This is a genomic window from Siphonobacter sp. SORGH_AS_1065 (genome assembly GCF_030818595.1).
In the GTDB taxonomy this organism is placed as follows: Bacteria; Bacteroidota; Bacteroidia; order Cytophagales; family Spirosomataceae; genus Siphonobacter.
This window is the reverse complement of record NZ_JAUTAM010000005.1, coordinates 56,732-74,918: the sequence shown is the minus strand read 5'-3', so window position 1 is coordinate 74,918 and position 18,187 is coordinate 56,732. Positions and strand designations below refer to the sequence as shown.

The window sequence follows — 18,187 nt, the reverse complement described above, 5'->3', positions numbered from 1 at the left end:
GAAAATGAGTTACCCCACACTTTATGAAAACGTACATTTTACTTGTTTTTAGTTTGTTAGGCATCGCAATGTCCAGCCATGCTCAGCCTACGCAGGTTGATAAAAATCTGGTGGTGGAAGATGACCTATTAACCGAAGAAAAACTCCGCGATTTTCAAACCCTTACCCAGCAAAAAGTAACCGAATTTCAACGCTACCTTGCTATTATCTCTGATCCTACGCAGTCGGATGAGGTGCGGGAACTGGCCATTGAAAATGCGGAGAAGCTATTTCTTCCCGGAGCAGCCATGCAAGTAGGAACGGTGAAGAAACAGACCTTAATTCAGGAATATCCGCTGTCGATTTACTTACGTCGGCTGAAAAATCTGGAGAAAAAATATTTCGACGTTTCCATTACCTTTTACGATTTGGCAATGGTGGGCGACTGGGAAAAAACGCAGACGGGTTATGTAACTACTGCTACGTATTTTCAGCACTTTAAAGGAAAAGGCAAGGATGGGAAAATTGCTTACGAGGACAAAACCATCAAGCACCTGGACGTAGATCTGAGAAATCGGCGGGACCCTTTTTATGAAGAACACCGCTGGACCGTTTTGCTCGGTAATATTCGGGTAGCAGAGGTGCAGCCTAAAAAGTCAGCCTTGTAGATGTGGAAATACGTATGCTTTGGGCTGTTACTTTTTTCCATTACCACCCAGGCTCAGGAAGCGGATTCACTGTTTCTTCAGGAATCTACGCAAGCCGGAGGGGCACGGGTAAGGTTTCAGCGATTGCCCGCCGAAGGTTACATGAAAACCCGTTTACATCTGGTAAGCGATTTTCTGAAAAAACTGAATGATACAACGGCTTCCGAAGAATATCCCGTAGCCGAGATTGCCCGGTCGGCTCGACTAAGAGAGCTGATTAATACTGAAAATACCCACCTATCAGGAGATGATTTACAGCGTTTTATAGATCAGATTGGGGCAGAAAAAATAGCGAATCCGCAGGAACATTTATACGCAGAAGTGCTGCTGGAAACCCTGAACAAGGGCGAGAACCGAACACTGAAAGTCTACTTAAAAAAGCAAAAAATCAGTAATAACTGGTCCTGGCAACTGATCGGAACCGAAGCTTTCCCGCCGCTCGATAGTAGCTATAGTCTGGAAGAGAAAGCAGATTCAAGTCAGTTTATTCCTCCCAATGCTCAGGAACTGAATTTCATGGCTTTACCAGGATTATTCCGAAAAGAGATCAGTCCGTTTTGGGCGGCATCGGCTCGCACTAACCCGGATCTACTAGCGATGAATCAACAGATTAAGGAAGGGAAATTGCAGATCATTCATTCCCTCGAAACAAAACTCTGGCTGGATACGCAGTTAGGATGGTATCTGGAATTGCGTCAGTTGAACCGGGAAAGTGAAAATTCTGGCTGGCTTATTCATGACTTAATCAATGATGTAAAGACCTTACCTCAGGCTTTGCTCGTTTTCCTTCAACAAAGTAATAAATGAAAAGCACCTTAACACTATTGATCCTGAGCATGTTGACAATGCCTTTGGTGTGGGCTCAGTCATCGGAGCGTCAGGTAAAAGCCTTTTTGCTGGAATACCAGCAACAGGTTAATCGATTGAGTCAGTGCAAACAGGAGAGCGAAGTAATGAATGCGAAGCGGTTCTTTGCGAATGACACGCTTCGCATTCCGGCTATGTTATTACCCACGGCTTTGTATCGGGTCTCGCGTTCACAAATAAGCGTTCACGATTGGATGCAGGCGTTACCTTCTTTTTTCTGGGAGGGGTTTACCTATAAGCTTGATACGGCCCATTGCCATTTCGAAGAACTAACGCAAGACAAAAACCAGATTTGGGCGAAGGTGACGATTCCGGTTGTTCTGCACGGCTTGTCCCTCAAAACGCACCAAAGGCATTATTACCAGGAAGAACAGGAAATTCTACTCTCCGCAGAGCGGCAGGGGATCCCTCACTGGCAAATTGAAAAAATGACAGGTACGGGTCGTGGGATGAAAGAGACGCCCTTAAATGCCCAGCAATTACTGGACCTTAATCAATTTCTTCAAAGTAGTCTGATACAGTTAATGTACGAGAAAACGCCAGCAACCGTTCGAGAGCAACTATTGGAAAAACTTCAGAGTTACGTTACTTTGGACGCTAAGGTGTTTGTCTGTAAAAAAACAAGCGGCTCCAGCTTATCTCTGCGGGAAATTTCCCAACTCAATCTAACCGCCGAACAAGCCGCCGCCTGTCGTGTGGAAGGCTTTGACCTGGTGTATCAGGGCAACTTTTTTCAAGATCGAAGTGGAAACTGGCAAGCCGATGTGATAACCTTAAAAGGTATTTCGGTATGGATGGATGGAAAGGTTAACTATCAGGACAGGCAAATGAATACACTTCCTGCGGAGCCACCTTTCCAGGAAAAAATTCAATTAACGCATTTAGCTTTCCTCTTGTGATGCTTGTTCGTACGCTACTCATCTGGTTATTTTGCCTTAGTCCTTTTTGCTCAACAAGTCAGCAAAAAGAAGTCATTCATTCGCCCATCGATGTAAAAGTTGATTCCGTAATGAGCCTGGTAAATAATCCGACAGTGGCGAAAGGCACGACCTCCCAGCAGTGGCAGAAAAAGTGCGAACAGTGGTTTGCTCCTTCCGGCTATGTCGTATTAATTAGGGCGAATAAAACGGAAAAATGGATTCCGGCTGCCACCTTTTTGGGTAGTCGCCCGGCAGGGATCAGGTACGAGATGCAGTCGGTGAAAGTGATTCATTTTCAAAATATTAAGAAAATAAAAGAAGGCGAGTACAGCAGTCAGGCATCGATTTATTTTGATGTTCAAAACTTTGAAAATCATTTACCCGTCACGAAGAGTATTTCGAAAGTAACCATTCCCTTAACTCAAATTCCTGCCGCCACGGACTACTGGCAGATTTACGAACTCCGACTCGTTGAAGTCCCTAGTCGCCTGTCGGCCAAGCCCCATCCTTAATTAATGTTTTTTATGCAAAAAAGCTGTATTCTACTACTGATTTTTATCCTGAGTATCCCTTCCTTAATGGCTCAAAAAACCTACCAACGCGGGCTGGTTTTTAATGATGAAGCTTACGAAAGAATGCCAATGAAGGCGGTATTAACGAAAGGAAGCTATGATAATCTGGCAAAAAGTATTTCTTACGAAGCTTATTGCCCGCCTATCATGGATCAAGGGGAATATGGCACTTGCGTTGGCTTTGCGACTACCTATTACATGCGGACGATACTTGAGAAAATTCGACTGAAACAGGAGTCTAATCATGCACTGGCCTTTTCGCCCAGTTATACTTACGAAAAGATCAAAATGACTTCAGACATTACTTGCCAGGAGGGTGGGTCGATAATAGATGCCTTATATACGCTTCAACACCTGGGAGCTCCGTATTACCAAGTCTTCCCGTACCCCAATTGCCGTGACGCCGATAGAACGATAGACGCTCAGGCTGCTCCGCATAAAATTGGGGATGCCATCCGTCTGTTTGGCCCGCTGGCTCCGGTAGATTTTAAAATCAAAAGTCTGAAGAAAGCTTTGAATGAAGGGTACCCCGTGGTAATTGGTATGCGAACACCCATATCCTTTTTTGCGATTCAGCACGTGTGGGAACCCGCTCCCGGTGACGAAAAAACGCCGCAAAATGAAAGCGGCCATGCCATGTGTGTGATTGGTTACGATGATGCGAAATTTGGCGGAGCTTTTCGAATTGCCAATAGCTGGGGAGACCAATGGGCAGAAAATGGATATTGCTGGGTTCGTTACAAAGATTTGGCCGCTTATACCCGAAATGCTTACCAGGCTTTTCCTGATTTCAAGACTCCTCTACCCAATGTAACCTCTACTAGTTTAAAGGGAAAACTGGATCTTCAACTGCGGGAAGGCAGTCTGATGCGGTCTAAACAGACGCTCCAAAAAGGACTGGTGGTGATGGATGATAAACCAGCCGAACTTACCGTATATCAACTCGCCAGTAGTTACCCCGCCGGAACGGCTTTTAAGGCTTTGTTAACGACCAGTGAAGCGGCTTATGTGTACATGATCGGAACGGATAAAAGTGCCAAAATGAATGCCTTATTTCCTTATGCTCCTGATATTAGCCCTCTCTTAGGTCCAGACAATACGGTAGCTTATCCTTCAGGCACGAAGTCAATCACTCTCGATGGTACCAAAGGAACGGATTATCTGATTGTACTTTTCTCGAAAAAACCGCTGGATTTCAAGAAAGTATTAAAGCAAATGCAGCAAAGCACCGGGAATTTGTCCCATCGATTATCGATTGCTTTGAAGGGAGAATTAATTGCACCTTCGCAGGTTTCATATGCCGAAAACCAGCCGAGCTTTGAAGTAACCGGAAAGACAAATGGTTCGGTTGTTCCTCTGATTGTGGCTATTGACCATAAGTAAGTTATGCGAACGATTTCCCTTTACCTGGTTTTCTTTTGGCTCTTTCTGAATTCGGGAAGAGCCCAATCCTTTTTACCGGAAGAAGAAAAAAGCATCATCGAAAATGCCCGGAAGCTACTAAATACGGAATACTTGCAAAATCTGGAAATTCTAACGCATTATGAAGTAAATCAGCCTTTTGATGCACTTCGACCGCAATTGCAGGGTTTCATAAAATCAGCCTTTCGGGACGCGGACGTTCAGATTTTCAACGAATTTCGGGAGCCGTTGGGAACGCTCACCACGGTTGAAGAATACATCAAGGATTACCACATTTTTGCCAAACGAAAACCCATTGTAAATACCCTCGACTGGTCGAAAGCCCGGTTTCAATTGAAGCAAACATCAGACAAAAAACCTTTTCTGAATGTCTACATCTTGAAGAAAATGCAGGGTAGTACGGGAAAAATTCTAAATCAGGAACATCTGGTAGAATGTCGGGTTCAATTTGATTACAACGAGAAACTGAAGTCGTTTTATGGCTTTAAAATTGCCGGGATTACAAAGGTTCAAGACTACCCTAAAGAGTCGGCAACGGATGTTCAGACAGTGGTAGCAGCGAAGAAAAACGATCTTTTCGCCGTACTGGATACGCTGACGGCCCAGTTAAAAGCAAATAGTTCAACTTCACCCGAGGAATTAGTTTTAGAGCGTTTTACGTATAAAAAATGCGGGATCAACGATGCTCTTTCCGATCAGGTTTTTGCGGCTCTAAATTCCTGTATACAGAGGCGAATGAACGTTTCGGTGCAGTCGGTAGCGGGCGATAAAAACGTTTTTCCTATCATTCGGGGATGGTATGAAGATGCCGAAAATCAGTTGGTAATGCACATGGAATTGGTGGATTCCAGAACGGGTAAAGTCTTTCAGCAATTGAGCAATGCCGAGTTACCGTTGCGATGGCTGGAAGAACAGCAGATTCCGCTTAAGCCGCAGAATTATCAAAATGTAAAGGTCGTACAGGATACCATCCGGCAGATCACATCGGTTACTCCACAGTCGGCGTTAAAGCTGGAAATTCGGACCGATCGCGGACGAACGGGGGTAGAATACTGGGCGGGTCAGTCCATGATTCTGGAAGCGAAAGCCAATCGCCCCTGCCATGTTCGATTGCTTTATCGTCTCGCTGATGGCACGCAAACCTTGCTGGAAAATGATTTTGTCATTAAACCCGGGCAGGAAAACCAGCTTGTTCGCATTGCTCCCGAAGCTTCTTTTATCTGTTCAGCTCCTTATGGTACGGAGTACTTGCTGGCGTATGCCTCTGAAGAGCCTTTTTGTGCTTTACCAACCGTGCCGAACCGCGAGGGCTATTTCAGGCAGGAAGGAGAGTATCAAATTTTTGTCGGTTCCTTATCGGCCTTTAATACCTTGATGAAATGTGCGAAAAATAGCGTTATCGCCGAGGATCACTTGCAGATTACTACGCGGGAAGGAAAAACAGATAAATAGTTTAATTGATAATGATTCGGATTAACTCAGACGCTAGGCTATGAAACGTTACGGCAAGTGTACCAATTTTGATAACCATTGCCCAAAGGCTAAGTCGAAGGAATTATTTATGCTGGAGGAAACGCAGGCGTTTGTTTGTCCGGCTTGTCAGAAACCTTTATTTGAAGTTCCAGCAGCGAAAACGCAGGCTTCCCTCTGGCCTAAAGTAGCCATGATCCTGGCAGGAATTTTAGTTTTGGTGGGAGTGGTTATTGGCGGATTCATGTGGCCTGTTTCGATTGAAACTAAGCAGGTTAACACAGAGGAGTCAAAACCAGAGGTTACATCAGATTCAACAGAAAAAGTAGATGCTGTAACCGATACGGAAGTAACCATACGTACAGATACCATGGAGACACCTACACCTCCCCAATTTCCGGCCAAGGGTACTAAAATCAAAGGTTCCGAACATTGTCTGGATTGTGAATCTCTGTATTTTGTTGCGGATGGAAAAGGAGGAAAAATCATGCAAACGGAAGGCTATACTACCAATTGTTGCAAGTGCGGTTCGCGGGTAGCTTTTCAGGATGGGTATTACTATGATATCGTCTGCGAGGATGATCGTATTAAAGCGGTAATGGCAGGAAAAGTTAACTAACAGCGTCGCAGACGCTGTTTTAGGGACTAGTAATCTCAGTGGTATACATGAAATAAACCAGTCTAGTTTTGAAAAAGAGATAATTCGGCCATGCCGCTACCAACGTGGACCGACCAGCTTTTTCGCTGGTAGCAACCGCTTACTTGACCAAAATAGACCTCATAGCCTAGGTTATTGCTGCCAGCGAAAAAGCTGGCCGGGCTACGCTGGCAGCGGAGGACTAGAGACTATTTTTTGAGGAATAAATTTATTTGATAAACAACTAACAACTAACAACTAACAACTAACAACTAACAACCGCAGCCGCTAACAACTAAATCCCCTTCACCACAAAACCATATCGTACAAAACGGGCCATGTCGCGGTAGGTAATCCAGCAAAAACCCTGATCGGCCCAGGTCTTTCCGAAACTGTTAATGATTCGAAACGCTCCTCCTGATTGTTGATCGTCGTAACCAATAATGCAGAGAGCATGACCTTTAAGATCCCTGTTTTGAGGATCATCGCCAGGAGCTGCCTGCCATACCTTCTTGGTGTAATAAAATGAGGCAGGAATAACCATTCCCACCACCACCGGATTACCTTCCGACAAGGCCCTTTTCAGAGCTTGAATTTTAGCCGCTTCGCTATCCTGAACTTTAAAAATTCGCTCATAACCCTTAATCCGATAACGGTTGGCAATGGGATCAACACGGGCTGTCTTTTCACCGCAGGCCGGGTAAGGAAAATTCTGCCAGGACGTATTCCCAACTTCCTGCATAAGCTGTAAAACCTTTGTTAGATACACGCCCTGTGAGCAGTCATAGTCGCTGCCCAGCTTGGCTTTTTCATAGAGGTAACCCGGAGAGAAAGCAAGTTTATTAATGGCTACCTGATTCTTTAACCCCCGTTTTTTCGCTTCCAGAATCGTATGCAGGTAATAACCGCAGGCAAAACCCACACAGGTGCTGTAGGTGCCTTGTCCTTGCACGCTGGGGCAATAGGCTTCGAAACTTACCTGAGCAGGCAACGGAGCTTTCGTCAAGACAGGCTCAAAAGGCAAATGCTCATACGCAGCATCATCCAGTAACATTCCCGTTTGGGGCAGTGGCTGTGCCTCAACATTTCCTGAGAGGAGGAGTATAAATCCAGCCAGAACGATTCCTAACCCACGCATTAATTTACTTCGTTTTTTGATAAATCAGCTAGCAATTGTCGAGCTTCGGCCTGATAAGGATGACCGTTTGTTTTTTCAATCTCTCCTAACAACTTCCGGGCCTGATCGGGTTGACTATTTTTGAAATAAGCCAGCGTTAAGTACCACTGGGCTACCGCATCCCAGTGATTATGAACCTCTTCGGTTAAACTGTGCAGTTTAGTGATGGCCTGCCGGGTCTGATTTTGCCGTAATAGAGTTACGGCTTGTTGCAATTGAATGGAGTCGTTTTGGGCGGCCTCGTCTATTCCGCCCGCTCCGAGCCGATCTGGGTCATAAGGGAGTACGGGAGCCGATTTTACGGAATCAGTCAGGTAACGACTGGCTAATTGTTCGCTGGGACTGGCTCCTGAACTTGCCTGACGATTGGGTTGCAGATAAAACCAACCAATGCCCAAGAGTAAGGCCAGCCCCGCCGCTGTTGCCAATGGAATCCAGCGATTGATTTTTTTCACGGGTTCAGCCGGGTGCAGTGAGATTACCTTGGGTTCTTCCGAAGCATTCGTTTTAAAAACAGGTAACTCATTTCGATCAAGCAGCTCCTGATGAATCTCACGAAAACGGTTTTTATCAGCCAGTAAGATTAATCCCTTCTTGATTTCCTTTTGTAGTTGTACTTCTTGCTGTAATGATTGATCCGCTTGTAATTGCTTTTCAAAAGCCTGACGTTCAGCATCTGGCATTTGGTTGTTAAGGTATGAGCCTATTTGTACGAGTAGTTCTTCTCTTAATTCCATGACTTATTTTTTTCGATAACCGAGGTATAATTCCTTGAGTCGTTGTACGCACCGGAAGCGTTTTACTTTAGCAGAACCTTCCTGAATACCCAGTATTTCACCACATTCAGCCAGTGATTTTCCCTGCACGTAAAAGCAATCAATCATTACCTGACATTGGCGACCTAATTCGTTTCGAGCCCGATCAAGTGCTTCATAATCGGCCTCCTGATCGTCGTCGGACCAGATGCTTTGGGATTCCGCCAGTTCTTTTTCCAGGGCTGAGTCTTCTGATTCGTTTCCCTGAATGAGATCATCTATCAAATCCACCTCATTTGCCGTCGGCTCCTGATAGATTTTAAATCGGTTGTTCTTAGTTCGGCGGAGATGAGACAGCCACTGTTTCTGGCAAATTGCGTTGGCATAAGCCGCAATGGGCTTTCCCTGAAAAACAAATTTCTTATCCCGGATATTAGCCAGACAGATCGCTAAGCCTTCTTGTAAAAGATCGTAAGCATCGTCACTGGAAATCGAGCTACGATTTAGTACATAAGGGATAAAGGTTTTCATTACATTGAGGTATAGCTCTTCCCAGGCTTTGGGGTTATTCTCCAAAAGAGCATAATACTGTTTTTCTTCTTCAGGGAAACGGGCGTGAGAGGGTTTCGATGAATGAGAGGGTTCAATTTCGGACATATAGGCAAGTAGGTATTCATCCTAAAGTTACTTATCATTTTGTGAAATAATAATTTTGCACGTAGATTGAATAAACGTCGTTCACCAAAGTGGAAGCATTTACCTATGTAGATTCCGGGGAAAGGTTATCATTAAGCAGAAAAATAATAGAAAAAGAAGAATAGGAAAGGTGGAGAGGCCTAATCATTAGATCAAAAAATAGCTAAAAATAACCTCAGGCCGAAGCCTGAGGTTATTTTTAGCTATCGATTATGAATTAAAGCAACAACGCATCAATTCGGTGAGCGTGAACCATGTCTTCCGCCTTCGACCAGGTAAAGACGGTATAACGCCCATCCTGAGAGGCAATCAAGGCGATGGCGTCCCGCTGGTCATGGACAAATTGAGCAGCGGATAAATGCCGGGTTCCCCAGGTATGCGTGGGATGAACAACCGTTGCGACCTGATCAAGAATAGGCTCGGAAACGAGGATTTGTTCCACCCGGCTGCTGTGATCTGAACGGCCAATTTTGGCTCCAAATCCTAATAATTGGTATTGATCGTTAATAATAGTGGCTCCATCTACGGCAGTTAATCCGGCCATGCTTTCTACGGCTAGTCCTAGGGTTCCTTTCCAGGAAGAAGCCGTATCCGTTCCTTCCTTCATGAGACTAGCCAAGTGAGAATACGTTGGGACAATGGGGTAAGTAATGGGCTCAATGATAGACTCCCGCCAGGTTTGGCTTTCGGAAGGAACGACCAACAGTGAACCACCCCGACCATGAGCACGCATTGAAACGGCGAGTTGTACCAACACATTTTTAGCGTCGTTAGACTGAAACCCGCTCAAAGACGTAAGGCTCGCGAGGTAATCGGGCAGGTCAGTAATGGTATGATCCACAATTTTTACCTGGTCGCCTTTAAGAATGGCAACGTTCACAAACTTTCCATAACCAGATAATCGTCGGTGCTTAACAATCAGCAAACCGGGCTCGATGACTTCCAGCACAAAACAGTTCCCCGGAATTTCGCGGGTAGTGCCCCAGATGAAGAGTTCGTCGTTTTCATACCCAATACCCAGGTGAATGCCCGGTCTTTCAACGGCGGGAGCCAATTTGGTCAAAATAGCGGGACTAAGCGGAAACCGGTGTTCAAACAACAAAGGCTGATCCGCCATGGAGGCTGGTATATACGCTAAAGATATTTTAGGAGAATATCCCTCTTCGTGCCGCAAACTAGCCCAGAAAGCTGCATCAATCATGGCTTCAATGACGCGGGCGGGTGGGGTAGGAGCCATGGGCTGGCATTTGGCCCGGCAGGTAGAGCTTAATTGTAAAGAAAAATGACTTTCCAGCGTTTCGGCTACTAATCGGGCTGCCTGATAAGTAGGGTCCAGAATCATAGGAGTATATTTAGCGGGGGTGGCCAAACGGCTTAAAGGTCGATGCACAGGAGTATAATTGAATCATCTATAAAGTTTACACGGATGACCAGCTAACGAGAAGTGATTGTGGATCGTTCGCCATGTATGAAAATCAGAACAGGCTTCAATTGTTTTTGGATTATTTAAAATTTGCTAAATAATAGAAAATAGCTTAAGTATGAGTACATTAATACCACCATTAGTAAATTAACGTATAGATCTAGTAAATCATTTGGGTAATTGGAAGTAACTATAGATTTAAGGATTATTAAAAAGTATGATCTATCTTAGCCTCGAATACACCTAACACAATGTTGTTTTGATTTTATGAAAATAGGTTGGAGTTTAGCTATACTCCTATTGTTCGGGATAACCGCCAGATCTCAACAAATTCCTATCCGATTTTCGCACATTACTACTGACCATGGGCTTTCAGAGAGTAACGTTTTGTGCATGATTCAAGATAGTGAAGGCTTTATCTGGGTCGGCACGTACGATGGGTTAAATAAATACGAAGGACACCGCATGGTGGTGTATCGTAATCAGCCCCGCAATAAACAGACGCTGACGGATAACAATATTCGCAGTATCTATGAAGACCATGAGCATAACCTCTGGGTCGGCACACCTAACGGTCTTAATCGTTACAATCGGGCTACGAATACGTTTGTTCGGTATGTACATGATCCTTCAGATTCCCGTTCGGTTAGTAGTAATAATATCTACACTATCTACGAAGATCACCAGCATAATTTATGGGTTGGCACTTACGGCGGCGGGATTAATCGCTTTGATCGCCAAACCCATACGTTTATTCATTACCGTCATAATCCGGTAACTAGACGGGGGTTGAGTGATGATCACGTTACTAAAATCATTGAAGACCACAAAGGTCAGCTGTGGGTGGGGACGCAGCAGGGTTTAAATCGTTTGGATCGAAGACGAAATCAGTTTATTCCCGCTATTCCCAAAATGCATCTGGATCCTCTGTTAGCTCAGGAATACATTCACTCGCTGGTGGAAGACACGGACGGGAATCTGTGGATCGGCACCAATAGTCAGGGCTTGTACCGATGGAATCCCCGAACGCATGAATCAAAGCATTTCAGGCATAGCTCGCTAGAGGTAGGCAGTTTGGGGGGAGACGTCATTATGAGTTTGTTTGTAGATCGTCAGAAACAGATCTGGATCGGTACCGAAAACAATGGTTTGAATTTATATCGGCCTGAAACCCAAAGCTTCGATAAATACCAATTTGATTACACTAATACTCTAAGCATTTCTAACAATACCGTAAACTGTATCATACAGGATTACTCCGGGAATATCTGGGCGGGGGTGCAGCGGGGCGGCCTGAATATCTTTAACCCTCAAGCCAGCATCTTCGATTTTTATTACCAGACGTCTTCCCCCCAAAGTCTTGGGCATAACGAAGTAAAATCCTTTTATCAGGACAAAGAAGGCATCGTTTGGCTGGGGTTGGATGGAGGTGGACTGGATCGATTCGACCCCGTTACGCGTACGTTCAAACACTACAAACACAACGAAAGAGATCCCAAAAGTCTTGGTAGTGACGCGGTGCTGGATATTCGGGAAGATCGCCGTGGAAACCTCTGGGTTGGCACCTGGGGTGGTGGTCTGAATCTGATGGATCGAAAATCGGGAACGTTTACCCATTTTAAGAAAGATCCCGCTAATCCCGCTTCCCTCAGCTCCAATAATGTCTGGAAGATTTTTGAAGATCACCAGGGGACTTTATGGGTGGGAACATTTTTCGGTGGCTTATGCCGCATGAATCCAAACACCCGAACGTTCGAACGAATCATAAAAGACAAGACAGGCCATCGGTTTTACGGAGAAAACATAACCTGCATCGAAGAAGATAAAGGCGGGCATTTATGGATCGGTACTACCGAAGATGGTATTAATCGCTATACCTTGCATTCCGGGAAATTAACGCACTTTTCCCCGCCAGGTGAAACGAATGAATCGGGCGATCAATACATCAAGGCCATTTATTGCGATAAGCATAACCGCGTTTGGGTAGGACAAAAAACGTTGAGTTTATACTTGCCTAGTCATAATATCTTTCAGCGTGTTCGAAATAAAGAACTGAGTAAAATCCAATCCATTCAGGAGGATAATCAGGGAAATTTATGGCTGGGTACATTGAACGGACTGATCAAGTATAATCCCGACCACAAAACGATACAGCAGTTAACCAAAGATGATGGATTGCTCAGTAATGAATTCATTCAAAATGCTCACCTCAAAGCACAGGATGGAACGATTTACTTCGGTAGCAGCAAAGGGTTTGTCATGTTTGATCCGCTACGTGTCGTAGTGAATCGCTACGTGCCGCCGGTTTATCTCACCGGTTTTTCTCTCTTTAATAAGCCCGTAGAGGTAGGGGATAAAAGTGGAATATTACCCCAGTCACTCAATTATTTAGAGGAAATTCGACTGGCTCATAATCAGTCTACTTTTGGCTTTGAATTTGCAGCTCTGGATTATACCGCCGTACGGAAAAACCAATATGCGTATAAGCTGGAAGGTTTCGATGATGATTGGAACATGGTAGGGAACGTTAACAAAGCTACCTACACCAATCTGGATCCGGGGTCTTATGTCTTTCGAGTGGCGGCTTCTAATAATAATGGCGTCTGGAATCGAACGGGGCGTTCCATTAAAGTAATCATTGTGCCTGCGTTCTGGCAAACCTGGTGGTTCCAGATGATGCTGGGCCTTGTGGGTTTGGTGATGTTATACGGCCTGTATTGGTTACGAATTCGCCAGATTAAGAGAAATCAGAAGAAACTAGAAGAACAGGTTCAACTCAAAACCCGGGAATTGCAGCAGGCGAATGATGAAATGCTTTCGCAAAAAGAGGAACTGGTTTTGCTGTCGAATGATTTACAGGCTCTTAACAAGGAATTACGCGAACAGCAGGAGCAGGAGCATAAAGCCCGCGAGGAGGCAGAAAAGGCGAATCAGTCGAAAAGTATTTTCCTGGCTACCATGAGCCACGAAATTCGTACTCCCCTGAACGGCGTGCTGGGGATGACGGCTCTCTTGCAGGAAACCACACTCTCAAGCGAGCAACAGGAATACACCCAAACCATTCATCAGTGCGGTGTAAATCTGTTGGGCGTTATCAATGATATCCTGGATTTCTCTAAAATTGAATCCGATAATCTGGAGATTGAGCATGAGGAAGTAGATTTGCGACAATGCATCGAAGAAACCCTGGATTTGTTCGCCAGTAAGGCTTCCGAGAAAAACATCGATCTTATTTACCAGATTGACTATAACGTTCCGGCTTTTATTAAGAGCGACAGCTTACGCCTCCGGCAGATATTGATTAATCTGGTAGGTAATGCTCTTAAATTCACTCATAAAGGTGAGATTTTCGTAAAAGTATCCGTAGCTCAGCAAAACGCCGATGTACTGCTGCAATTTCATGTGACCGACACGGGCATCGGCATTCCAGAAAATAAGTTGCAACGCTTATTCAAAGCATTTTCGCAGGTAGATTCTTCCACTACCCGGAAGTATGGAGGTACGGGTTTAGGGCTAGCCATTAGTAAGCGACTCGTCGAGTTAATGGGTGGAGAAATTAACGTGTCCAGTACCGAAGGCAAAGGAACGACCTTTAGTTTTACCATCAAAACTCAGATCAGCACGGAATCCAAGCGGCAATATGTCGTGTTTAATACCCTGAGTAACGAGTATAAGAAAGTGCTAATCGTGGACGATAATCAGACGAATTTATTCATCCTACGGTCACAACTAGAGCAGTGGAAACTGAAACCCAGTCTGGCTGCTTCTGGCGATGAAGCGATGGCCCTGTTAAAAGCTGGAGAATCGTTCGATCTTATCATTACGGATATGCAAATGCCCGGCATGAGCGGCGTTGATCTGGCTCGTGAGGTAAGGCAAATGCATAGTCAGATGCCCCTGATTTTGCTAAGTTCCGTAATCGACGAAATCCGGCAAAGCCTGTCAGATTTCTCAATTACTCTTATAACCAAACCAGTAAAGCAAAGTCAGTTATATCAGGCCATTCAGGAACAGTTGAAATGGTCTATTCAACCACAGATTTCACTTCAGTCGAAGCCTCAGCTATTCGACAGTGACTTCTCAAAAGAATACCCTTTACGAATCCTGATTGCGGAGGATAATATTTTCAATCAGAAAGTTGCCACTCGCACGTTGGGCAAACTAGGCTATGTTATTGACATTGCCATCAATGGTTTGGAGGTGCTATCTATGCTTGAGCAAAAGTCCTACGATGTGATTTTTATGGACGTACAGATGCCCGAAATGGATGGCCTTGAGGCTACCCAGCAGGTACGAAAAATGAAAATAGCACAACCTCAGATCATAGCCATGACGGCCAATGCCCTAACTGGTGACCGTGAAATGTGCTTGCAGGCGGGCATGAACGACTACATCTCCAAACCCATTCAGATCACGGAATTGAAAAACAGCCTGATTCGTGCCTTTGAAAAACGTATAATCCTGTCGGTAAGAGAGTTATAAATTGGAATGAGTAGAGAAAGAGGAGAACGTTTTACTGGGTAAAGGTTTCCTCTTCTGATTGAATAGCCCATTGTGCAGCAAGATCAATCCATTGCCATTAATTATACTTTATTCATAGCTAGAAATAAAAATTGGTGAAAAAGAGCTATTGATTTAGAAAGTCATTAACTTATGATAAATAAATTTTGTAGCTTAAAAATGAAATCGCCATTTCATTGCATTATTACTATTGGTCGGTCGCCATTGCCCTGAAATAATACCGTCCCGAGTAAAGGAAAAATTTATGATCACACCTACCATTCCGTTGAACGAAGCTCAGAGGCTAGCAACTCTACGAGATTATGACATATTGGATTCGCTACCCGAACCAGCTTACGATGCGATTACCCGCCTGGCTTCTCAAATTTGTGGAACGCCTATTAGTTTAATCACTCTCATTGACCAGAACCGGCAGTGGTTTAAGTCTACCTTAGGCGTACAAGGTCAGGAAACACCCCGCAGCGAATCATTCTGTGCTCATGCCATTCTGAATCCTCATTCGCCTCTTATTGTGGAAGACGCCCGGCTGGATGATCGGTTCAGGGATAACCCCCTTACGATGGGTGAGCCTTTCGTTGTTTTTTATGCGGGTATTCCACTGGTAACGCCGAATGGTTATGCCATGGGAACGTTATGCGTGATTGACCAGAAACCCAATTGTTTAAGTACCCATCAGCTTCAAGCCCTGCAAGATCTTTCAAATCAGGTTGTGTTATTGCTGGAGTTGAGGAAACAATACTTGCAGGCCAATCAGGCTCGTGAGGAAAAAACCCGGTTTCTGTCCACGATGAGTCACGAAATTCGCAATGCCTTAAGCCCCATTATTAGTTGTAGCGGTTTACTAGCCATGGAAGGCCTTACTTCCCAACAACAGGAGCTGGTTGATATGCTGGAATTTTCATCCAATACCCTGCAAGCTTTGCTAAATGACGTGTTGGACTATAGTAAGCTCGAAGCCGGTAAGATGTATCTCGAACAGATTCCTTTTAGTGTGAAAGAGATGGTGGATAAAATCGTTCGAATTCATCAGCCGTTGTCCCGTCAGAAAAACCTGCTTCTGGAAGTTTGCTTTGCTTCCGATTTACCCGATCAGGTGCTGGGAGATCCCACGCGTTTGAATCAGATTATCACCAATTTGTTAAGCAATGCCATCAAGTTTACGGAAACCGGAAACGTAATCGTTCGAATGTCTTCGCAGCAAGAAACAGAAGATCAGATTTCAATTCATTTTGAGATCATCGATACCGGTATTGGTATCCCTGAAGAGGCCCTGAAATCGATATTCGAAGAATTTTCTCAGGCCTCACTCGACATCAGCCGCAAGTACAAAGGCACGGGTTTGGGGCTTTCTATTGTTCATTTATTACTGACCCTTTATAACAGCCGGATTTTTGTAGAAAGTGAATTGGGCAAAGGCACCCGGTTTTTCTTCGATATCAATTTCGGTAAAGTGGCGGTTTCAAATGCTTTGCATCTATAGAATAGCGAAGCAGAAATCAGTGAGTACGGATAATTTGGTACAACCCAGAAAATCGTAATTCACCAATCGTTAGAAGGACAATGAAGCGTAATTAACAGGCTTTAGTTATAAAAATGAGAAGGATAAAAGGATAACTACTTTTGAAATATAGAAAGGAAGCCTCTACTTTGTAGCGTTTACCAATATGAAGCATGGATTTTGCAGCGAGCCAGTGGACTTCGCTCAGTATCCATGCTTCTTTGTTTTCACCGTTTGTAGTATTTATTGATCTAATGAAAAAATTTGTAGTTCTCGCGAGCTTTTTGTCGATGCTGGCTGGTGCAACTCAGGCCCAGCAGTTATTTTTAAGTAACTATGCATATGAGGTGAATAACCCGGTAATCGGGAAAATTTCGGCTACCACAGGAGCTTTATCTCACCTAAAGATCTCGGGTCCTCAGGCGGGTTTGTTTAAAGTAACAAAGGACCAGGAACTTCTTTTCAAAAAGAAACCCAACTCGCAGGCAAGTTATGAAGTCAGGATAGAAGCCCAGACGGCTCAGGGTAAAATCAGTCAGGATTTTTTAATCATTCCAAACACGTTTCATCAAAACGGTGTCATTGCTCACCGGGGGGCCTGGAAGCATACCGAGGCGGCTCAAAACTCTCTGGCTTCACTTCAGGGGGCTATCAAACTAAACTGTTACGGTAGCGAATTCGACGTTCATCTATCGGCTGATTCCGCTTTGTTTGTTAACCACGATCCGCATATTCAGGGCGTGGCGATTGAAAAAGCCACCACGGAACAATTGAAGGAAATAAAGTTAAGTAATGGTGAAAAATTACCGACGCTGGAGGAGTACCTCAGCGAAGGCATGAAGCAGAAAGGAACCCGGCTGATTTTAGAAATCAAGACCTCGACGATGGGTAAGGAGCGTTCTCTGGCCCTAACAGAACGCGTGGTGAAAAAAGTTAGGGAAATGAAAGCTCAGGCCTGGATAGAATACATTGCCTTTGATTATGATGTGTGCAAACGAGTAAGATTCCTGGACCCATTTGCAAAAGTGGCTTACTTAATGGGTGATCGAACGCCTGAACAACTAGCCAGCGACAAGCTGAGCGGATTGGACTATCATTACAAGATTATGCAGTCGAAGGAAGACTATATTGCTGAAGCTCAGAAGTTAGGACTGACGGTCAATGTATGGACAGTTAACGATCCAGCCCTGATGCAATGGTTGTTGGATCGCAAGGTAGATTTTATTACTACTGATGAACCCGAACAGTTACTTGAAGTAAAAAGCAAGAAATAATGACATGTGGTAAATCTGAAAATATTTTCGGATTTTCTAGATAACATTTCGCCCCTATATGCCATAAGTAAACGGGACTGAACCTTTTTACTTATGGCATTTTTTATGTATTTTTCAAAAGATGAAATAGAAAATAGTAGATGTATGTGAATAAACTTTTTTAGTAATTATAAACAATTGTTTTAACAATACCTTTTATTAGGTAAGTATTACTATTCATTGTATTATCACGTATAAATAACAGCTCAGCCTGAGAATGAAGTATTTCA

Annotated in this window: 14 protein-coding genes; 10 read left to right on the top strand and 4 right to left on the bottom strand. The window is 44.3% G+C overall.

The annotated features are described in order from the left end of the window. The first annotated feature begins 23 nt into the window (after window positions 1-23). From QE390_RS20640 to QE390_RS20610, 7 genes are read left to right on the top strand one after another with little or no spacing between them, the layout of a single operon-like run. A complete protein-coding gene (locus QE390_RS20640; protein WP_307143619.1) occupies window positions 24-647 on the top strand; it encodes a hypothetical protein in 624 nt (207 codons plus the stop codon). Beyond that, window positions 648-1,493, top strand: a complete 846-nt coding sequence (locus tag QE390_RS20635; RefSeq protein ID WP_307143618.1) for a hypothetical protein — start codon at window positions 648-650, stop codon at window positions 1,491-1,493. Next, a complete protein-coding gene (locus QE390_RS20630) occupies window positions 1,490-2,452 on the top strand; it encodes a hypothetical protein (protein WP_307143617.1) in 963 nt (320 codons plus the stop codon). The genes QE390_RS20635 and QE390_RS20630 overlap by 4 nt, the downstream gene beginning before the upstream one ends. Then, entirely contained in the window at window positions 2,452-2,985 is a 534-nt protein-coding gene (locus QE390_RS20625) for a hypothetical protein (protein WP_307143616.1), read from the top strand. Before QE390_RS20630 ends, QE390_RS20625 begins: the two co-directional genes overlap by 1 nt. Window positions 2,986-2,997: 12 nt before the next feature. Beyond that, window positions 2,998-4,428 carry a C1 family peptidase gene (locus QE390_RS20620; RefSeq protein WP_307143615.1) on the top strand — a complete coding sequence of 477 codons (1,431 nt, stop codon included), beginning with the start codon at window positions 2,998-3,000 and terminating at the stop codon, window positions 4,426-4,428. A 3-nt stretch (window positions 4,429-4,431) separates the two neighbouring features. Continuing rightward, window positions 4,432-5,919 carry a DUF4384 domain-containing protein gene (locus tag QE390_RS20615; protein WP_307143614.1) on the top strand — a complete coding sequence of 496 codons (1,488 nt, stop codon included), beginning with the start codon at window positions 4,432-4,434 and terminating at the stop codon, window positions 5,917-5,919. A gap of 40 nt (window positions 5,920-5,959) precedes the next feature. After that, complete coding sequence (locus tag QE390_RS20610; protein ID WP_307143613.1) at window positions 5,960-6,556, top strand: hypothetical protein; 597 nt, start codon at window positions 5,960-5,962, stop codon at window positions 6,554-6,556. 313 nt (window positions 6,557-6,869) lie between these two features. Here QE390_RS20610 and QE390_RS20605 read toward each other — a convergent pair whose 3' ends face one another. The 4 genes from QE390_RS20605 to QE390_RS20590 form a co-directional block, all read right to left on the bottom strand. Beyond that, complete coding sequence (locus tag QE390_RS20605; protein ID WP_307143612.1) at window positions 6,870-7,712, bottom strand: C1 family peptidase; 843 nt, start codon at window positions 7,710-7,712, stop codon at window positions 6,870-6,872. After that, the gene (locus tag QE390_RS20600; protein ID WP_307143611.1) at window positions 7,712-8,488 is read right to left on the bottom strand and encodes a hypothetical protein; all 777 of its coding nucleotides are present in this window, start codon (window positions 8,486-8,488) and stop codon (window positions 7,712-7,714) included. The genes QE390_RS20605 and QE390_RS20600 overlap by 1 nt, the downstream gene beginning before the upstream one ends. 3 nt (window positions 8,489-8,491) lie before the next feature. Continuing rightward, window positions 8,492-9,163, bottom strand: a complete 672-nt coding sequence (locus QE390_RS20595) for an RNA polymerase sigma factor (RefSeq protein ID WP_307143610.1) — start codon at window positions 9,161-9,163, stop codon at window positions 8,492-8,494. A 256-nt stretch (window positions 9,164-9,419) separates the two neighbouring features. After that, window positions 9,420-10,592: a putative sensor domain DACNV-containing protein gene (locus tag QE390_RS20590; RefSeq protein ID WP_307143609.1), complete on the bottom strand. Its 1,173-nt coding sequence runs from the start codon at window positions 10,590-10,592 to the stop codon at window positions 9,420-9,422. A gap of 300 nt (window positions 10,593-10,892) precedes the next feature. On the opposite strand from QE390_RS20590, the gene QE390_RS20585 reads away from it, so the two are divergent. The 3 genes from QE390_RS20585 (at window position 10,893) to QE390_RS20575 (ending at window position 17,918) form a co-directional block, all read left to right on the top strand. Beyond that, window positions 10,893-15,107 (top strand): two-component regulator propeller domain-containing protein, encoded by a 4,215-nt coding sequence (locus tag QE390_RS20585; protein ID WP_307143608.1) that lies wholly within the window; start codon window positions 10,893-10,895, stop codon window positions 15,105-15,107. Between the two features lie 283 nt (window positions 15,108-15,390). Further along, window positions 15,391-16,626, top strand: coding sequence for a GAF domain-containing sensor histidine kinase (locus tag QE390_RS20580; protein ID WP_307143607.1), 1,236 nt, complete (start codon window positions 15,391-15,393; stop codon window positions 16,624-16,626). A gap of 272 nt (window positions 16,627-16,898) precedes the next feature. Continuing rightward, window positions 16,899-17,918, top strand: a complete 1,020-nt coding sequence (locus QE390_RS20575; RefSeq protein WP_307143606.1) for a glycerophosphodiester phosphodiesterase family protein — start codon at window positions 16,899-16,901, stop codon at window positions 17,916-17,918. Window positions 17,919-18,187 lie beyond the last annotated feature (269 nt).